Raw genomic sequence first — 19167 nt, 5'->3', positions numbered from 1 at the left:
CGCCTGCCCTCGGGCGGGCGCGCATCGGGCAAGGAGGAACAGCATGGCACCGCGGATGATATGGAAAGGCGCGATCAGCTTCGGGCTCGTGCACGTGCCCGTGCAACTGTTTCCGGCGACGCGCACCGTGAAGCCGTCGTTCCGGATGCTCGACAAGCGCTCGATGGACCCGATCGGCTATCGGCAGATCAACAAGCGCACCGGCAAGGAGGTCACGCGCGAGGACATCGTGCGCGGCTACGAGTACGAGAAGGAGCGCTACGTCGTGCTGACCGACGACGAAATCCGCGCGGCGAACCCGGAATCGACGCAGACCGTCGACATCCTGACCTTCGTCGACGAGGACGCCGTGTCGTTCCTCTATCTCGACACGCCGTACTACCTGGTGCCGGACCGCAAGGGCGAGAAGGTCTATGCACTGCTGCGCGACGCGCTGAAGGACAGCGGCAAGATCGGCATCGCGCTCGTCGTGATGCGCGACCGCCAGCACCTGGGCGCGCTGATCCCGGTCGGGCCGATGCTCGCGCTCGATACGCTGCGCTGGCAGGAGGAACTGCGGCCGCTCGACGAGCTGTCGGTGCCGGCCGACGACGCGAAGGGCGCGGGCGTCACCGCGCGCGAACTCGCGATGGCGAAGAAGCTGATCGACGACATGTCCGGCAAATGGACGCCCGACGAATATCACGACACGTTTCGCGACGACATCCTCGAACTGGTCGAGCGCAAGGTGCGCGCGGGCAAGGTCGAGGAGATCGAGGACCGGCCCGCGCAGACGGGCCGCGCGGCGACCAACGTGGTCGATCTCACCGAGCTGCTGAAGCGCAGCCTCAAGGGCGGCGCCGGCGCGCGCGCGGCAGATCTGCGTGACGAGCGCGACGAAGCGGAAGAGGAGGCGTCATCGTCGTCATCGTCGCGCCGCAAGTCGCCCTCGAAATCCGCGTCGAAAGGCGCGGCGACGAAAACCGCGGCGAAGCGCGGCACCGCGAAACGCGCGGCGAGCGAGCCTGCGGCGAAGAAGACCGCCGCGCGACGCAAGCACGCGGCGTGAAGCCGATGACGCCGACTCCGATTTCGACGAGGTGACGCGATGGCCGGCAAGCTCGATCCGTATCGCCGCAAGCGCCATTTCGGCGCGACGCCAGAGCCCGAAGGCGCGCACGGGAAGCGTCGCGCGAAGGCGGAGGTGAAAGCGGGCACGAAGGCGAAACCCGCCGCGCGCGCCCGCCACCCGCTGCGCTTCGTGATCCAGGAGCACCACGCGCGCCGGCTGCACTACGATTTCCGGCTCGAGCTCGACGGCACGCTGAAGTCGTGGGCCGTGCCGAAGGGGCCGAGCTTCGATCCGCAGGTGAAGCGGCTCGCGGTGCATGTCGAGGACCATCCGCTCGAATACGCGTCGTTCGAAGGCGAGATTCCGGCCGGGCATTACGGCGCGGGGTCGGTCGTCGTCTGGGACGAGGGCACGTGGACGCCCGACGGCGGCGTCGCGCAGGCACGCGAAGGCTACCGGGCCGGCAAGCTGACGTTCCGGCTCGACGGCGAGAAGCTGCACGGCGGCTGGGCGCTCGTACGTAGCGGGCGCCAGGAAGGGCGCCAGGAGCAGTGGCTGCTGATCAAGGAGCGCGACGACGACGCGCGCAACGCCGATGAATTCGACGTGGTCGGCGAGCGGCCGGGCAGCGTGCATGACGGCGCGTCCGACGGCGCGGCGCGCAAGCGAGCGGCGCGACGCGGCGGCTCGAGCGGCGCGAACGGCGATTCACGGGCAACGCGACCTGCAAGCCGCGAAGGCAACGAAAGCCAGCGCCCCACCGATCCGTCGCAAGTCGAGGGCGCGGTGCGCGCGCCGCTGCCCGAGCGCGTCGCGCCGCAACTCGCGACGCTGGTCGACGCACCGCCGACGCACGGCGGCTGGTGCTACGAACTGAAGTTCGACGGTTACCGGATCCTCGCGCGCATTGCCGGCAAGGGCGCGCGCCGGCGCGTCACGCTGATGACGCGGGAAGGCCGCGACTGGACTGCGAAGCTGCGCGCGCAGCGCGACGCGCTCGCGGCGCTCGATGTCGACGACGCGTGGCTGGACGGCGAGGCCGTCGTGCTCGGCGAAAACGGCCTGCCCGATTTCCAGGCGTTGCAGAACGCGTTCGGCACGGGCCGCTCGGATGCAATCACCTTCTTCGCGTTCGATCTGCCCTATCTCGACGGATACGACCTGCGCGACGCGCCGCTCACGGCCCGTCGCGCGCTGCTCGAACCGCTGCTCGCGAACAGCGACCCGACGCGCGTGCGTTTTTCGCCCGATCTCGGCGAGGACGTCGCGTCGCTGATCGCGAGCGCCTGCGACACGGGCCTCGAAGGGCTGATCGGCAAGCGCGCGGAGTCGCGCTATCGCGCCGGCCGTTCGCCGGCGTGGATCAAGCTCAAATGCCGGCGCCGGCAGGAATTCGTGATCGGCGGCTTTACGGAGCCATCGGGCAGCCGGCACGGCTTCGGCGCGCTGCTGCTCGGCGTGCACGAACCGCCGCCGGCCGGCAAGCGGCGGCGCGGGCCGGGGCCGCTGCGCTACGTCGGCCGCGTCGGCACGGGATTCGACGCGCGCATGCTCGACCGTCTCGCCGCGATCCTGCGCAAGCACGAGCGCGACACAATGCCGTTCGACGCACCGCCGCGCGAACGCACGCGCACGCGCGTGCACTGGGTCGAGCCGACGCTCGTCGCCGAATGCGAATTCGCGGAATGGACCGGCGACGGCATCGTGCGGCAGGCCGCGTTCATCGCGCTGCGCGACGACAAGCCGGCGCAGCAGATCGTCCGCGAAATGCCGAAACACACGGAAACGGAGGTGACGATGGATCGACGCGAAACCACGCACGACGACAAACGCAAGCGCGCATCGCCTGCCGCTCATGAAACGGCCGCTCGCAAGCGCACCGCACGTTCCGGCGCGGCCGCGCGCGCCGAAGACGGCGCGGCTGCGCCAGACTCGCTCGGCGGCGTGCGCATCACGCATCCCGAGCGCGTGCTCGACCCGCAAAGCGGCACGCGCAAGATCGATCTCGCGCAGTATTGGCAATGGGTCGCGCCGTGGCTGCTGCCCGACCTGAAAGGCCGGCCCGTCTCGCTCGTGCGCGCCCCGGGCGACATCGCCGGCGAGCTGTTTTTCCAGAAACACGCGGAGCGCCGCGAGATTCCGTTCGTCACGCAGCACGAAGGGCTCGACCCCGGCCACGGGCCGTTGCTGTCGATCGACAGCGTCGACGCGCTGCTCGGCGCCGCGCAAATGGGCACGGTCGAACTGCACACGTGGAACGCGCATGCGTCGAACATCGAGCGGCCCGACCGCATCGTGTTCGACCTCGATCCCGATCCGGCGCTGCCGTGGCGCACGATGATCGACGCCGCGCAACTGGTGCGCGGCCTGCTCGACGAGCTGGGGCTCGTGTCGTTCTGCAAAACGAGCGGCGGCAAGGGGCTGCACGTCGTCGTGCCGCTCACGCGGCACGCGGGCTGGGACGACGTGAAGGATTTTTCGCGCGCGGTCGCGCAGCACGTCGCCGGCACGCTGCCCGAGCGTTTCACCGCGACGATGGGGCCGCGCCACCGGCGCGGCAAGATCTTCGTCGACTACCTGCGCAACGGGCGCGGCGCGAGCACGATCGCCGCGTATTCGGTGCGCGCGCGGCCCGGCATGGGCGTGTCGGTGCCGCTCGAGTGGGACGAGGTGCCGCAGACGACGGGCGGCGCACAATGGACGATCGACACGTTGCACGTGCGGCTGGACGCGCTGAAGCGTGACCCGTGGGAAGGCTATGCGAAGGCGCGCCAGCGCATCACCGCGGCGATGCGGGCGCGGCTCGGCGCGGACACGTGAACCGTCAGCGACGGCGCTGCTGCAACCGGTAATACCAGTTCATCAGCGGCGTCGCGGAGACCCCGTGCGCCACCACCGACGCGGACACGACGGCCAGCACGGGCGCCGCCAGCGGGCGCACGGCCTCGGACGGCCCGTGCTCGAGCGCGAACAGCAGATAGTAGAACGAGCCGATCCCGCGGATGCCGAACCACGCCATCAGCCGCCGCTGCGCATGCGTCGCCCGCGACCCGACGAGCGTGACCAGCACCGCGAGCGGGCGCACGGCGACGAACAGCACGGTGGCCAGTGCGGCGGCGCCCCACGTGAACAGCGGGCCGGGCAGCGTCGACAGCACGCTGCCGATCATCGTCATCACGATCGCCTCCGCGATCCGTTCGAGCTCGATCGTGAAGCCGAGCACCGATTCGGCCATGAACGCATGCGCCTTGTCCGGATGCTTTTCGGTCGCGACGACGTCTTCCGAATCGATCTGGCCGATCACTTCGCGCGGCGGACGGTCGCCGCTCGCACGATGCTCGACGCGCCGCATCGCGACGCCGGCCGCGAACGTCGCGATGAAGCCGAACGTGTGCGCGAGCTGCGCGGCACCGAACGACAGCACGATCAGCGCGAGCGCGAAGAAGCCTTCGAGGCCGAGCGCCTGCGCGTGGCGCGTGCGCAGCCAGCCGATCGTCTTCGTCATGGCCCAGCCGAGCCCGCCGCCGATCGCCGTCGCACCGGCGATGCCCCACAGCGCGACCAGCGCGAACGTGCCGGACAGCGGCGGGATGCCGTGCGTTGCGCCCGGTGCGCCGCACAGCGCGAGCCCCGCGAGCGCGAACGGCAGCGCGATGCCGTCGTTCATCCCGCCTTCGCCGGACAACGCGAAGCGCACCATATCGCGATCGCCCGGGTCGTGCACCTGCACGTCGTGCGCGAGCACCGGATCGGTCGGTGCGAGGATCGCCGCGAGCAGCAGCGCGGGGCCCCAGCCGACGCCAAGCGCGAGCACCGTGCACGCGGCGAGCAGCGGCACGGTGACGACCATCGCGAGCAGCCCGAGGCGGCACGGCACGAGCCACAGCTTGTCGGACAGCGGCACGCGCAGCCGCAGCCCGATCGCGAACAGCGATACGAGCAGCGCGACTTCGACGATCGCGCGCAGCAGGGGGCCGTCGCGTTCGAGGTCGAGATGCAGCAGGCCGGCGCCGCTCGGGCCGAGCGCGACGCCGAGCACCAGGTAGATCATGGCCGAGCTGCAGGGCAGGTGGCGCAACGCGGATGTCACGACGCCCATGCCCAGCAGCACCGCGCCGATGATCAGGTACCAGAGGGTTTCGTGCATGTGTGATCGCAGCGGAGGGAGACGGGCGACGCGCCGGCCGTCAGGGCTTGCGACCGAACGCTTCGCGCAGCTTGCGCTTCGCGCGTTCGAGCGTTGCACGGCGCGTTTTCGGCAGGTTGCGGCCCGCGCGGTTCACGTAGAAGTTCAGCATCGACATCGCCGACTGGAACGGCGACGCCTTGCGGCGGCGGCTGTGTTCGGCCGAGTGCTTCAGCGACGCGGCGATCGCCGCCGGATCGTCGGACTTGAAGATGTCGGGCTCGATGTCGAGCGCATCGCTTTTTTGCGTGACTTCGCCGGACCAGCGCTTGCGGTGGTTCGGATCGGCGCCGCGTGCGCGGCCGGGGCGGCGCGTATGGCGCTTGCCGTGTGGGTGGGAAGCGGAAGCAGAAGCGGAAGGCATAAGGCGGAGGCTCCGTATGGGTCACGGACAAGTCGTGCGCGGGAGGGGAGCAAACCGCGTGCCGCATCTCGAACGTCGCCGGCGCGGCATGGGCCTTGCTGAAAGACCGGAGCAGGAATTTCCATCACGCGATCGTCCATAGGGAGAAAACGCCATGAAGTCAGTATTCGAATCGAAGTTCGTCGCGCGGCACGTGCTGGGCTGCGCGGCCGTCGCGATCGCCGCCGCCGCGCCGGCCGCGTGGGCGCAGAACTCGCAGCGCTCCGACGAGGGCACCGGCGCGCCAAACCCGTCGATGGACATGTCGACGCCGGGCACCAACGGCAATACGGCCGCGCCGCCGCCGCCGGCGGGCACGCAGCGGCATGGCGCGAAGCACGGGATGCGGTCGCACAGCGGGTCGGCCGGGCATGTGAAGCCGGGCGGCGGCCCGAACGGTGCCGGCCAGGGCGGCAGCGGCTCCCCCGGCGGCGGCGTCGGCGGCGGGTCCGGTGGGGCCGGCGGCTCGGGCGGCTCGGGCGGCACGAGCGGGACGGGCGCCGGCAACGGCGGGTCGGCGGGCTCGACGGGCACGGGCGGCGGCGGGGCCGGCGGGACGGGCGGCGGTTCCAGCGGTTATTGACGGTGTCGTGCCGGCGCGGCCGGCACGGCGCGATGGCGGCGCGGTTACCCGGGACGGGCGCGCCGTCACCACGCAGGAGGACATCATGCAATCGAATTCCCGGATTTTTCTGGAGCACGACGAGATCGACGACGATGCAGGCGACATGGACGATCTCGACACGACGGTGCACGTGGACGTCGAAACGGGCAGGGTCATGTTTCATGCGGCGTGGGCGAACGCGGTCGAGGCGCCACCCGAGGCGGCGCGGCATTCGGTCGTGCTCGCGCTCGAATGCTCGACGATGGAACGCTATACGGACCTCGACGACGGCGCGCGGATGCGCGTGCATGCGATGTTGCACGACGCCGTGCAGCAGACGCTCGAACAGTTGCCCGATACCGACGAGAATCTGACGCTGACGGTCGAGCTGACCGACGCGATGCTCGACGCCGCGCGTCATTTGCAGTGATCGCGGCGCATCGAACGGGCGCACGGCGTCGGCTTACATCCCGTTGAAAAGTTTGCACCCCCGACCGTGACGAACGGGGCAGGCGAGACGACGAGAGGCATACGCACGCCGGCGCGCGGGTCGTTCCCCGATTGCAGGGCAATACAAGCGCGCATGGTTGCTGCGGCGTGCGGCAGCCTGCGGCGCCTCGAGCACGCGGCACGCCGATTGCTGCGCGACGAACACGGCACGACGTGTGCCACACCTTCCACGGAGGCATTCATGAGCGGCAGGCTGGATCATTGCAAGGTAGCGATTCTCGCGGTCGACGGCTTCGAGGAAGCCGAGCTCGTCGAACCGCAGCGCGCGCTCGCGGCAGAAGGCGCGCAGGTGGACGTGATTTCGCAGAAGGGCGGCGAGATCCAGGGCTTCAGGCATGTCGACAAGGGCGAGCGCGTGAAGGTCGATCGCACGTTCGACGAGGCACGCGAAGGCGACTACGACGCGGTCGTGTTGCCGGGCGGCGTCATCAACGGCGATGCGATCCGGATGGTGCCCGCCGCGCGCGAATTCGTGACGGCGGCGGTGGGCGCCGGCAAGCCGGTCGCGGCGATCTGTCACGGCGGCTGGCTGCTGGTATCGGCCGGGCTGGTCGACGGCAAGACGATGACGAGCTGGCCGAGCCTGCAGGACGACATCCGGCACGCGGGCGGCAAGTGGGTGGACGAGGAAGTCGTGCGCGACGGCAACCTGATCACGAGCCGCAAGCCGGCCGACCTGCCCGCGTTCAACGGCGCGCTGGTCGAGCGCCTCGCGGCGCGGGGGGCGTGAGCCGATGCCGACAGGTTCTCCGCGCGCCGTCACGCTGACCGACGAACCGCCTGCGTTCGACGGCGCGGCGCTGCAAATGCGCTTCGTCGTCGAGGTCGGTGGCGTGCCGCATGACTGCGCGATCACCGTCGAGGCGCTCGAAGACCATTTCGGCGCGCGCTCCGCGCTGGAAGCCGACTTGCGCGACGCGTTCGAGCGCGGCCGTGCGCGTATTGAAGCCGCATGCGCGGACGTGCTGGCGAGTGGCAACCACGACGTGGTGCTGCACAGCGGGTATTTCCGTGCGCCGGCAGGCGCAGCGAGGGCCGGGCTGTTTCGCTCGCGGAGATCGTGAAGCGAGCGCGTTTCCCGAAGCATCTGCTCGGTACGTTGTCCAGACGGAGCGACGCCGGTCGCATCCGGCGGCCTGCCATTACACGCCGTTGAAAACTTTGCAGCGGCTCGAACACGTCGTCCGGCGCCACATCGCGCGGTGCGCGCGCCCTGCGGATACAGGCGGCACGAGAGTGGTTGGCACGGTCCCTGCATGCCCCTAACGTCGCCGGCGCACGATACGCGCCGCATGCCGAGGCGACGCCGTCGTCGCATCGAGCGCAGCCGTCAACCGGGGAAACGAGCATGCTGACTGCCCACGAATTCGCCGCACTCTTCCTCGCGCATCACGCGCCGGAACAGATCCAGATCGATCGCGACGACGTCGTCGCGCTCGTCGAACGACGCCTGATCGTGATGGAGCACGACGACGCGTCGGGCGCGCACCGACCCGCGCTGACGGCCGACGGCCTGTCGGTGCTGCAATGCGTGCAGCGTCATGACGCCGCCGGTGCCCACGCGGTCGGCCTGCACGATGTGACCGACGGGTGATGCGCAGGGCCGCGCACCGCGCTCACCGCGCGACCGCGACCGGCGCATTGACCTGCACGACGGGCGGCTCGCCTTCGAATGGCGGCGCGTACAGGAAGCGGTCGATCACGCCGGGCTCGAACAGCAGGCAGTAGGTCGAGCCGCCGAACTGGAAGTAACCGATCTCGTCGCCCTTGTCGACGCGCTGCCCCGGCACGACCTCGACCACGCACGACGATACGTCGCCCATCCCGACGAACACGGCCGCCACGGTGCCGATGCCCGGATCGTCGCTCGCGATCGCGATCACCGCGCGTGCGGCCACCGCCGTCATGTAGCCCTGCGAGTCGTTGAGCCCGGCCGGGTCCGGGCCTTCCGCTTCGGCGACCGAATAATAGGCGCCGTCTACCCGATACGCGTGCGTGACGACGCCGCGCGCCGGCGCATGCCAGCGGTGATAGTTGTACGCGCTGAGGTAGGCCTGATAGACGTCGCCGCCGACGAAGCGCTCGGCGAGCGGCAGCCACGCGGGCGTGAAGAGGTCGCGCAGCGAATACGGCTGCGACTTGATCCAGAACGTGTCGCGCAGCTTCACGTTGGTTTCGGCGTGATAGGGCGCGGCTTCGCACGCGCTGACGATCACGTGTGGATCGTTCGGAGCCGCGACGGGCCGCGCGCCATCGCGAAAGCGCCGCGTGAAGAAGTCGTTCCAAGAATCGAAGCCCCAGTGCGGCTGGTCTTCGCGATACTGGAACTGCGACAGCCCCAGACGCTTGCGTGCTGCGTCGCAGAACCAGCCGTCGGGCGCGGACGTGTCGAGATGCGTGCGCGAGTGCGGGCCGCCAAGGAAGTCGCACCAGACGTTCAGCACCCGCTTCAACTGCGCGTTCACGGCCGCGTCGCGAAACACCGCGTGGCCCGACGGCATGCACATCGGCCAGTCGAAGAACGCGTTCAGCGGGCACACGATCAGGCTTTCCTCGCTGAACGGCGGCGTGTAGGTCATCAGATGATCGAGCACGGTCATCAGCTCGCCGATCGACGTGTAGCCGAGCCGGTATCCCGATTCGCATGCTTCGTCGATCGCGCGGGTCAGGCTCATGCGCAGCACCGCGTTGTCGTCGAACAGTCGCGCGAGGTCCTGCACGGCCGGCGTGCGCAGCCGCTCGCCGGCATGCGCACGGGCTTCGTTCGCGATTTTTTCGCGGAACGCGGCCATGCGGGATTCCTCGGTGGCCATCCATCCGCCGAGGCGGCGGCGTGTGGCGGGCGGCGTGTTGCGATTCGTCGGCATCGTCACCTCCGGAACGGTTTCGGTCGAATCAGCGGAGCAAGATGCTTGCCCGGCGGGCGGCACCGAAATTGCTGCGTTCGGGCGACCGGTTTCTTTCGATGACTCAGGAGAACGGAATGGCTACAGCTTCGAATGCACGACAGACCCACGATGCAGGCTCGACGGACGAGCGTCGCCGCGACGGGCAACGGACCGTGACGCCGACACGTACGCGGGCTCGAGTGCGAGCGCAGGCGGCGCCGCGCGACGGCGCTCGGCGGGCCGAGCGCGGTGACCGCGGCACAAGCGGAAACGGGCCGGTGACGCCGAGCCGCGGAGAAGAGGCGGCGAAACCGCTGTGGGAAGACGACCGCGGCGAGACGCCGCCGGAGGAGTGGTCGTAAGGTCGCCGACGCAGATCGTCGGCTGAACAAACCGGCTTGCGATCGGACGTTTCGGGTGAAAGCCGATCACGCGTTTGAAAGATCGATTATTCGCGGCACGTTTTGCACAAAATCGATCGCGGGCTGCTCCGGGGCTACCGTCAATCGGACATCGCCTTCAGTTTTCACTCCGCGCCGCGACGAGCACCGCCACAGGCAACTCGGCCAGACAGCGATCGAGCGCCAGCACACCATCCGGCGCATCGATCGCGTCCCCGGCATTCAACGCGTCTGTCCAGGGCCCTTCAACGCCGCGCGGCAGCACGGCGGCCGTGTCGCCCCATCGCGCCGGTTCCACGCGCGGCAATCCGGGCGCTTCGCCCAGCAACCGGCACGCGAGCCGCGTCGCGACCACCACCACGGTCGCCGCATCGTCGCACCGCGCGAACGCCACCGCATGCCGTGCCAACTTGCCGCGCACGCGCAGCGGAACGTACGCGCCATCCGCGAACGTCGCCGGCCATCGCGCGCGCAGCGCCAGCATCCGCTCGATCAGCGCGCGCTTCACGCGCGCGTCGGGCCATGTCGGCAGATACGACGCAACGGGCGCGTCGACCGCTTCGGCCGCCAGCGTCGCGAACGGCACGTCGCGCCGGTTGTCCGGATCGACGAGCGAGTGATCCCATGACTCGGTGCCTTGATACAGATCGGGCACGCCGGGCGACGCGATCCGCAGCGCCGTCTGCGCGAGGCTGTTGACGACGCCGGCCGGCGCGATCCGCGCGACGAACGCATGCAGCCGATGCGGAAAATCCCCGGCGCCGCGCGGCGTCAGGATCGCGCGAACGAATGCCTCGCAGCCGCGCTCGTAGTCGGGCTCGGGCGCGAGCCAGTCGGTGTGCTGCTTCGCTTCGCGCAGCGCCTTCGTCTGCCATTGCACGACGCGCGTCGCGAGCGCGTCGAGGCCGGCCGCATCGTCGGGTGCGAGCGCGGGCGGCCAGCAGCCGACGAGCGTCTGGTACAGCATCGCCTCGGCGGCCGGCCCGGGCGTCCACGCGAGGTCGCGGTGCGCGCCGCTGCGATGCGGCAAGTTCAGCGCCGACCAGTCGAGCGATGCCGCGCGCCACGCATCGGGCGCCTCGCTGAGCACCGCGAGCCGCGCACGCGCGTCCTCGCCGCGCTTGTGGTCGTGCGTGGCCGTCGCGACGAGCCCGTGCGGCACGGTGCGCGCGCGTCGCCGATTGCGCGCATGGAACGCGCCGCGCGACAGGCTGAAGTCGCCGGCGTCGGCGCCGACCTCGTTGCGCGACAGCAGCCGGCCGTAGCGATAGTTGGCCGTATCCTCGACACCCTTCGCGGCCAGCGGCGCGGTGAGCTGCGCGAACGCGACGCGCGCCGCGACCAGCGCGTCCGCGTTCGCGCGCGGCACGCGCACGACCGGCAGGCCGAGCCACGCGGCCACGCGCTCGAGCGCGAACCGGTCGGTCGGATCGACGGCCGCATACGCACCGTCATACGCGTGGGCGAGCACGCGCCGGTCGGCGTCGGCGAGTTCCTCGCCCGGCGCCGGATACATCCGGTACACGGGCAGCCGCACCGCGAGTTCACCGAGCACGCGCTGGATCGCGAGCCGGCTCACGTCGCGCGTCGCGGGCGACGCCCGCGCGATCCCGTGCAGCAACCGCGCGACCCGCGCATGCTCGACGGCGAGCTGGCGCATCAGCACGCGCCGCTTGCCGTCGAGCGCTTCCTGCGCGAACGTGCGCGCCGAACCCGACACGGCCGCCCAGTGCGCGGCGAGCGGCGCGGCGCCGGCCGGGTCGTGCAGCAGCGCGTCGACGTCGTTCATGAAGTCGTAGCCGGTCGTGCCGTCGACGGCCCAGTCGCTGCGCAGCGCCTCGCCGGGCGCGAGGATCTTCTCGACCACGATGTAGGGCCGCGCGTCGCGCTGCGCGGCGAGCCGCGCGTGCAGCCGCCGGCAGTACGCGCGCGGATCGGCGAGGCCGTCGACGTGATCGACGCGCACGCCGTCGACCAGCCCGGCCGCGTGGAGGCGCAGCGGCAGCGCATGAACGGCGTCGAACACCGCGTCGTGTTCGACGCGTACGGCCGCGAGCGTCGCGATGTCGAAGAAGCGCCGCCAGTTGAGCTCGTCGGCGGCCGTGCGCCACCACGCGAGCCGGTAGTGCTGGCGTTCGAGCAATCGGTGCAGGCAGGCGCGCGAGCGGGCGCGGCGCGGGTCGGCGCCGCGCAATACCGCGTCGAGCGCGTGCGGGCCGTGCGCGGCCGCATGATCGCGCAGCGCCGCATGGGCGGCGGCCAGCCGCGCGCTGCCGCGTGCCGGCGCGGCATCGAAGCGCTCGGCGAGCGCGTTCAGGTCCGCGCGGTTCGCGATGCGCAGGATTTCCGCGTAGGTGGCGGCGGCCACGGGCAGCCGCCGCCCGGGGCACGCGATATAGAAGCGGCCCGCGGCCGGATCGGCGCGCAGCGTGATGTCGCCGGCCGCGAGCGCATCGCCGTACGGCGCGCCGAGGCACGGCAGCAGCACCTTGCCGTCGAGCGCCGGGTCGGGCGGATGCCAGTCGATGTCGAAGGTGCGTGCATACGGGCTCGCCGGCCCCCATTCGAGCACGTCGTTCCACCAGCCGTTCGACGACCCGCCGACGCCCATGTGGTTCGGCACGATGTCGATGATGATGCCGAGGCCGCGCGCGCGCAGCGCATCGACCAGCCGCAGGAAGCCGGCTTCGCCGCCGAGTTCGGCGCTGAGCGCGCCGTAGTCGACGGTGTCGTAGCCGTGCAGCGAGCCGCGCTCGGCCGTCGACACCGGCGACAGGTACAGGTGGCTCACGCCGAGCCGCGCGAAGTAGTCGGCGTGCGCGGCCGCGTCGTCGAACGTGAAGCCCGCGTGCAACTGCAGGCGCAGCGTCGCGCGCGGCGTCATGAGCGGCGCCCCCGCGAACGGCGCGCATGCACGACGGCGGCGATGCGCGTGCGCACGTCGGTGTCGAACAGCGTGTCGACCGTGCGCGGCAGACGCTGCCGCCAGTTCGGATGGCCGCACGGCGGCCCCGGCAGGTTCGGCTGCGCGTCGAGCGCGAGCAAATCCTCGAGCGGCAGCAGCGCGAGCGGCGACGGGCTGATCGCGACGTAGCCGAGGATCGCGTTCACCGGCGGCATGTCGGCCGGCGGCGCCGCGGCGCCGGCCGGCGCGCACCCGGCCTGTTGCAGCGCGTGCCACAGCGCCGCGCGCTCGGTGGCGCGTTCCGCGTGGGCGGCGAGCAGCTCGGGCGGCGAAGCCGGCGGCGGCGTCGGCTTGCCCGGCTCGGGGCGCTGCACGGTGTCGTGTCCGAACGCCATGCGCTGCACGATCTCGTCGGAATCGTGCGTGCTCGCATCGTCCGGCGCCGGGGCGGCCACGTCGCGCGGCGGTGTGTCGTCGCGCCGTTTACCGGCTTCGGCGTCGGCGGCGACGCGCCGCCATCCGAGATCGACGCCGCGCCACCAGCCGGCCACGGTCGGCAAGTCATGCGTCGAGGTGGTCGCGATCGCATCGCGATCCCATGCGGACGGCGGCCGGAACGCGCCGTTCGCGTCGCGCTCGAACCACAGCACGCGCATGCCCGCGACGCCCTGCGCGCTGAGCCGTTCGCGCAATCCGGCCGGCACGGTGCCGAGATCCTCGCCGATCGCGATCGCGCGATGGCGGGCCGCCTCGAGCGCGACGAGCCGCACCAGATCGTCGAGCGGATAGCGCAGGTACGCGCCGCTGCGCGGCGAGCCGCCGTCCGGCACGATCCACATCCGCGCGAAGCCGAGCACGTGATCGATGCGGATGCCGCCCGCGTGCGCGAACGCGGCGCGCAGCAGCTCGATGAACGGCACGAAGCCGTCCGCGCGCAGCGCGGCGGGCGTCCACGTCGTCACGCCCCACGCCTGGCCGGCCGCATTGAACAGGTCGGGCGGCGCGCCGAGCGACACGCCGCGCAGCAGCGTCGTGCCGTGTGCCCACGCGTCGCTGCCGGCGCGATCGGAGCCGACCGCGAGATCGGCGATCAGCCCGGTCGCCATGCCTGCGCCGCGCGCCGCGTGCTGCGCGTCGCCCAGCGCGCGCGACGCGCACCATTGCAGGAAGGTGTGGAACGCGATCGTGTCGGCATGCGCGTGCGCGAACGCGTCGACTTCCGCCGATCCCGGCATGCGCCATTGCGCCGGCCATTGCCGCCAATCCGCGCCGATCCCGTGCTCGATGCAGAACGCCTGCAGCGCATCGAAGCGCGCGTGCGCGTCGAGCGCCGCGCCGCCCGCCGCGCGAAACCGCTGGTACGTGTCGCGCGACGGGTCGTCGCTCGCTCGCCATGCGTCGAAGCATGCACGCAGACGGCGCAGCTTCGCCGGCAGCACGCGGGGCCAGTCGATCAGTGCGGCGTCGGCGTCGGCGACGGCGGCCGATGCGCGCGGCGCGGCATCGGCGCCCGGCACCGCGTCGCAGTCGAGATACGCGACGTTGTGCCAGCGCCTCGACGACGGCGAATACGGGCTGTCGTGCGCGGGGAGGGCCGGAAAGCCGGCGTGCGTCGGGCTGATCGCCACGGCCTGCGCGCCGTGGCGCGCCGCGTGCGCGGCGAGCCGCGCGAGCGTCGTGTAGTCGCCCGCGCCGTCGTCGCCGGTGCGGCGCAGGCCGTAGAGCTGCGCGGCGATGCCCCAGCGGCTGTTCGCGTCGCGTGTGCGCGCGAACGTGTCGAACGGCCGCGCCCGCGGCGGTGCGATCGCGAGCCCGATACGCTGCTCGCCGACGTCGAGCGCGTGATAGCCGGCCATCGCGAGCGGCGGCAGCGTGCCGTGTTCGCCCGTGCCGCCCACGCGCCCGTCCACGTGCCCGCCGCTTTCGAGCGAGATCCTGAAGCGCGCGCCCGGCGCCGCGACGGTCGCGGGCAGCGTCAGCGGCAGGCCGGCGTCGCCGGTCAAGGTACGCGGCGGCGCCGCGTTCGCGTCGGCGAGCGCCGCCGCGCTGTCGACCCGCTGGATCGCGGTGCCGCACGGCCAGCCGAGCGCATCGACGAGCGCGACGAGCGCGTCGTCGTCCACGCGCCGCGCGACGCCGCCCGCGTCGGTCCAGTCGGGCTCCAGCCCGGCCGCACGGGCGAGCGCCGCGATCGGAACGTCGGTCGTCATGATGAACTCCGTCCGTTCGCGCGGTGATGCCGCGCATCCTGGTTGACCGCGCCGTCGCGCCACGCGATGCACGCGCGGGGCGGCACGTGCCCGCCCGGCAGCCGGTCGCGCGCGCGCGGCGGCGTCTCGAACACGATCTTGCCGACCGGCAGCGCGGGCAGCGTCGCGTCGTGCGAGCCGAGATTCAGCGCGATCGTCAGCGTGCTGCCGTCGCCGAGGCGCCAGCGCGCGGCGAGCGCGGGCGGGTCGCCGTCGCCCGCGAGCAGATCGACGCCGAGCGACCGCGCGCCGGCCAGGTGCGGCGTCACGAGCGCCGCGCGCACGGCCAGCGCGCTGCGGTAGAAGCGCCGCCACGCGGCCGCGTCGGGCCACGATTCGTCGGGCGGATGGTGCGACGACGAGCGCACGAACGTCGCGATGTCGTTCGGATCGGGAATCGCGTCGCGATGCGCGGCATCGGCGAACGCGGGAAACGCGGCGAATTCGCGGCGCCGGCCTTCGCGCACCGCGTCGGCGAGCGCGCCGCGATAGTCGGTGAAGAACTGGAACGGCTGCGTGCTGCCGTCTTCCTCGCCCATGAACAGCAGCGGAATCGACGGCGCGAGCAGCATCAACGCGGTGGCCGCGCGCACCGCGTCGTCGTTCGCGAGCGCGCGCAGCCGTTCGCCGAACGCGCGGTTGCCGATCTGGTCGTGGTTCTGCAGAAACACGACGAACGCGGTCGGCGGCAGGTGCGCGCTCGGCTCGCCGCGCGCCGCGCCGTCGTGCAGCGGCGACGGTTCGCCCTGATATGCGAAGCCTTCGCCGAGCGTGCGCGCGAAATGGCGCAGCGGCGCGTCGGCGTACGCGCGATAGTAGCCGTCGCGCTCGCCCGTCAGCAGCACGTGCGCGCTGTTGTGGAAGTCGTCGTTCCATTGCGCGTCGAAGCCGCCCGGGCCGAGCAGGCTCGCGGTATTGCGCTCGTTCTCCAGCACGAGATGCACGTGGCGCGCGTCGCCCGCGTGCGCGCGTACGCGGCGCGCGAGTTCGCGCAGCCATGCGTCGTCGCCGATCGCGTGCGCGGCGTCGATGCGCAGCCCGTCGAAACGGTACTCGTCGAGCCAGTACAGCGCGTTGTCGATGAAGAACGCGCTCGTCTGCGGGCGGGAGAAGTCGATCGCCGGTCCCCACGCGGTCTGCCGGTCCGCGCGGAAGAATTCGGGCGCGTAGCGCGGCAGCAGGTTGCCGTCGGGGCCGAAGTGGTTGTAGACGACGTCGAGGAACACCTGCAGCCCGAGCCCGTGCGCGGTGTCGACCAGCGACTTCAGCTCCTCGGGCCGCCCGTACGACGCGTCGGGCGCGAACGGCAGCACGCCGTCGTAGCCCCAGTTGCGCGCGCCCGGGAACGCGTTGACGGGCATCAGCTCGACGGCGGTCACGCCGAGTTCGGCGATCGTCGGCAGCCGCCGCTCGACGGCCGCGTAGCCGCCGCAGGCGCCGACATGCAGCTCGTACAGCACCGTCTCGTGCCACGGGCGGCCGCGCCATGCGTCGTGACGCCAGCGGTACGCGGTTGGATCGACGATCTGGCTCGGCCCGTGCACGTCGTACGGCTGGAAGCGCGACGCGGGATCGGGCACCGCGAGCGCGTCGTCGAGCAGGTAGCGGTACAGCGTGCCGGGGCCGCACGGCGCGACCGTCTCGAACCAGCCGTCGCCGGCCGGCGTCATCGGAATCGCGCGGCCGCCTTCGTCCTGCAGCTCGACGGCGGCCGTGCGGCTCGCGGGCGCCCACAGCCGGAAACGCGTGTGGTCGGCATCGACGCAGGTCGCGCCGAACGACGATTCGAATGCATGCGTGCCGGTTGGGCGGGCGGAACGGGATGTCATGGCGATCCTCGGGAAGGAGACTGATCGGGCGGCGGCACGGCCGCGACCGCGATCGCGGCCGCATGCGCGGCGACGTCGAGGCCCGCTTCCGGCCACGAGCGCGGGCCCGAGTCGGGCGTCGCGGTGTCGAGCAGGATCCGGTAATCGAGTACGGGCGCGGGCGGCATGAACGTGATGGTGTCGGCCGATGCGTTCAGCATCACGAGCAACGCCTCGGTGCGTCCGGTGCGGCCGGTGCCGACGCGCCGCATCGTCAGCGCGCGGCGTTCGCCGTCTTCCCACGCGGGGACGGTCAGCGCGTCGCCGCGTTCGTCGAACCATTCGATCTCGCGCATGCCCGGCGCGCCGTCGCGGTCGCCCGACGGGTAGCGCGGCGCCGACATCACCGGGTACATGCGCCGCAGCGCGGCGAGCCGCGACACGAAGCGCGTCATCTCGACGCCTTCGTCGCCGTGCGCCAAGTCCCAGTCGAGCCAAGACAGTTCGTTATCCTGGCAATACGCGTTGTTGTTGCCCTGCTGCGTGCGGCCGAATTCGTCGCCCGCCACGAGCATCGGCGTGCCGAGCGCGGTAAACAGCGTCGCGAGCATCGAGCGCGCGACGCGCCGGCGCACGTCGCGGATCGCCGCGTCGTCGGTCGGCCCTTCGGCGCCCCAGTTCGCGCTGCAGTTGTCGTCGCGGCCGTCGCGGTTGTCCTCGCCGTTCGCGTCGTTGTGCTTGCCCGCGTACGACACCAGATCGGCGAGCGTGAAGCCGTCGTGCGCGGTGACGAAATTGATCGATGCCCAGGTGCGGCGCCGCCCGTGATTGAACAGGTCGGCCGAGCCCGACAAGCGTGCCGCCAGTTCCGGGCGCTGGCCAGCGTCGCCGCGCCAGAAGCGTCGCACGGTGTCGCGAAACCGGTCGTTCCACTCGGCGAAGCCGGGCGGATGGCGGCCGAGCTGATAGCCGCCGGGGCCGAGATCCCACGGCTCGGTGATGAGCTTGCGCTGCGCGAGCACGGGGTCCTGCCGCAGCGCGTCGAAGAACCCCGCGCCGGGTTCGAAGCCGTGATCCTCGCGGCCGAGCGTCACGCCGAGATCGAAGCGGAAGCCGTCGATGTTGAACGCGGTGGCCCAGTAGCGCAGCGAATCCATCACCATCTGCACGACGCGCGGATGCGACATGTTCAGCGTGTTGCCGCACCCGGTTTCGTCGACGTGGTAGCGCGGATCGTCGGGCCGCAGCCGGTAATAGCTCGCGTTGTCGAGGCCGCGCCACGACAGCGTGGGCCCGAGCTGATTGCCTTCGCACGTGTGGTTGTAGACGACGTCGAGCACGACCTCGATGCCGGCCGCGTGCAACTGGCGCACCGCGATGCGCATTTCGTCGAGTCGCCGCGTCGTCAGATACGACGGCTCCGGCGCGAAGAACGCCGCCGTGTCGTAGCCCCAGTAGTTGCGCAGCCCGCGTTTCACGAGCTCGCGCTGCTGCAGGAACGCGTGAATCGGCAACAGCTCGACCGTCGTCACGCCGATCGACAGCAGATGATCGATGAACGCCGGATGCGCGAGCGACGCGAACGTGCCGCGCTCCGGCGGGCGCAGCCCGGCGCGGCGCATCGACGCGCCGCGGACGTGCGTCTCGTAGATCACGGTACTGCGCCACGGCACGTTCGGGCGCCGGTCGTTGCTCCAGTCGAACGCTTCGTCGACGACCACGGCTTTCGGCATCGCGGGCGCCGAATCGCGGCGGTCCATCGACAGATCGGCCCGATTCGAATGCACGCGATAGCCGAACAGCGCGTCCGACCAGCGGAACTGGCCGACCAGCTTGCGCGCGTACGGATCGAGCAGCAGCTTGGTCGGATTGAAGCGATGGCCGTTCTGCGGCTGGTAAGGGCCGTCCGCGCGAAACCCGTACACGGTGCCCGGATGCGCGTTGGGCAGGTAGCCGTGCCACACCTCGTCGGTGCATTCGGGCAGGTCGAGGCGCGCGAGTTCCTTGCGGCCGGTCGGATCGAACACGCACAGCTGAATGCGATGCGCGTGCGCGGAAAACACCGCGAAATTGGTCCCGAGGCCGTCCCAGGTCGCGCCGAGCGGATAGCTGCGGCCGGATTCGAGACGGGTGGGGAGGGCGGTCGGCATGGGGCGGTTCTC

14 protein-coding genes are annotated in these 19167 nt (G+C 71.4%); 7 read left to right on the top strand and 7 right to left on the bottom strand.

Features of this window, described 5'->3' with window-relative positions; all coding sequences use genetic code 11:
* Positions 1-43 precede the first annotated feature (43 nt).
* Positions 44-1048, top strand: coding sequence for a non-homologous end joining protein Ku (gene ku, locus C5F75_RS33625; RefSeq protein ID WP_059575035.1), 1005 nt, complete (start codon positions 44-46; stop codon positions 1046-1048).
* A gap of 39 nt (positions 1049-1087) precedes the next feature.
* Positions 1088-3871, top strand: a complete 2784-nt coding sequence (gene ligD / locus C5F75_RS33620) for a DNA ligase D (protein WP_104013354.1) — start codon at positions 1088-1090, stop codon at positions 3869-3871.
* Positions 3872-3875: 4 nt separating this feature from the next.
* On the opposite strand, the gene C5F75_RS33615 is transcribed toward ligD, so the two are convergent.
* The gene (locus C5F75_RS33615; protein WP_089466131.1) at positions 3876-5198 is read right to left on the bottom strand and encodes a cation:proton antiporter; all 1323 of its coding nucleotides are present in this window, start codon (positions 5196-5198) and stop codon (positions 3876-3878) included.
* Between the two features lie 40 nt (positions 5199-5238).
* Positions 5239-5601, bottom strand: coding sequence for a DUF3175 domain-containing protein (locus C5F75_RS33610; RefSeq protein WP_089466132.1), 363 nt, complete (start codon positions 5599-5601; stop codon positions 5239-5241).
* Between the two features lie 154 nt (positions 5602-5755).
* Between C5F75_RS33610 and C5F75_RS33605 the strand changes: the two genes are divergently transcribed.
* From C5F75_RS33605 to C5F75_RS33585, 5 genes are all read left to right on the top strand, one after another.
* Positions 5756-6223, top strand: coding sequence for a hypothetical protein (locus C5F75_RS33605; RefSeq protein ID WP_059575039.1), 468 nt, complete (start codon positions 5756-5758; stop codon positions 6221-6223).
* 85 nt (positions 6224-6308) lie between these two features.
* Positions 6309-6674 (top strand): DUF3022 domain-containing protein, encoded by a 366-nt coding sequence (locus tag C5F75_RS33600; protein WP_089466240.1) that lies wholly within the window; start codon positions 6309-6311, stop codon positions 6672-6674.
* 261 nt (positions 6675-6935) lie between these two features.
* Entirely contained in the window at positions 6936-7484 is a 549-nt protein-coding gene (locus C5F75_RS33595) for a type 1 glutamine amidotransferase domain-containing protein (protein WP_059575215.1), read from the top strand.
* A 4-nt stretch (positions 7485-7488) separates the two neighbouring features.
* Entirely contained in the window at positions 7489-7818 is a 330-nt protein-coding gene (locus C5F75_RS33590; RefSeq protein WP_059575040.1) for a DUF1488 family protein, read from the top strand.
* A 284-nt stretch (positions 7819-8102) separates the two neighbouring features.
* Complete coding sequence (locus C5F75_RS33585; RefSeq protein ID WP_059575041.1) at positions 8103-8348, top strand: hypothetical protein; 246 nt, start codon at positions 8103-8105, stop codon at positions 8346-8348.
* Between the two features lie 22 nt (positions 8349-8370).
* Here the strand turns inward: C5F75_RS33585 and C5F75_RS33580 are convergent, their stop codons facing one another.
* The 5 genes from C5F75_RS33580 to glgX all read right to left on the bottom strand — a co-directional run bounded on the left by C5F75_RS33580 (position 8371) and on the right by glgX (position 19155).
* Positions 8371-9621, bottom strand: coding sequence for a phosphatidylserine decarboxylase family protein (locus tag C5F75_RS33580; protein ID WP_059575042.1), 1251 nt, complete (start codon positions 9619-9621; stop codon positions 8371-8373).
* Between the two features lie 540 nt (positions 9622-10161).
* The gene (gene treY, locus C5F75_RS33570; RefSeq protein ID WP_104013353.1) at positions 10162-12927 is read right to left on the bottom strand and encodes a malto-oligosyltrehalose synthase; all 2766 of its coding nucleotides are present in this window, start codon (positions 12925-12927) and stop codon (positions 10162-10164) included.
* Positions 12924-15158, bottom strand: a complete 2235-nt coding sequence (gene malQ / locus C5F75_RS33565) for a 4-alpha-glucanotransferase (RefSeq protein WP_104013352.1) — start codon at positions 15156-15158, stop codon at positions 12924-12926. Before malQ ends, treY begins: the two co-directional genes overlap by 4 nt.
* Complete coding sequence (treZ, locus tag C5F75_RS33560) at positions 15155-17026, bottom strand: malto-oligosyltrehalose trehalohydrolase (protein WP_060967435.1); 1872 nt, start codon at positions 17024-17026, stop codon at positions 15155-15157. Before treZ ends, malQ begins: the two co-directional genes overlap by 4 nt.
* Entirely contained in the window at positions 17023-19155 is a 2133-nt protein-coding gene (gene glgX, locus C5F75_RS33555; protein WP_059575046.1) for a glycogen debranching protein GlgX, read from the bottom strand. Before glgX ends, treZ begins: the two co-directional genes overlap by 4 nt.
* Between the last annotated feature and the right edge of the window lie 12 nt (positions 19156-19167).

It is taken from the genome of Burkholderia anthinoferrum (assembly GCF_002925705.1).
GTDB lineage: Bacteria > Pseudomonadota > Gammaproteobacteria > Burkholderiales > Burkholderiaceae > Burkholderia > Burkholderia semiarida.
The sequence above is the reverse complement of the archived record's forward strand: the minus strand, read 5'-3'. Positions and strand labels throughout refer to the sequence as shown.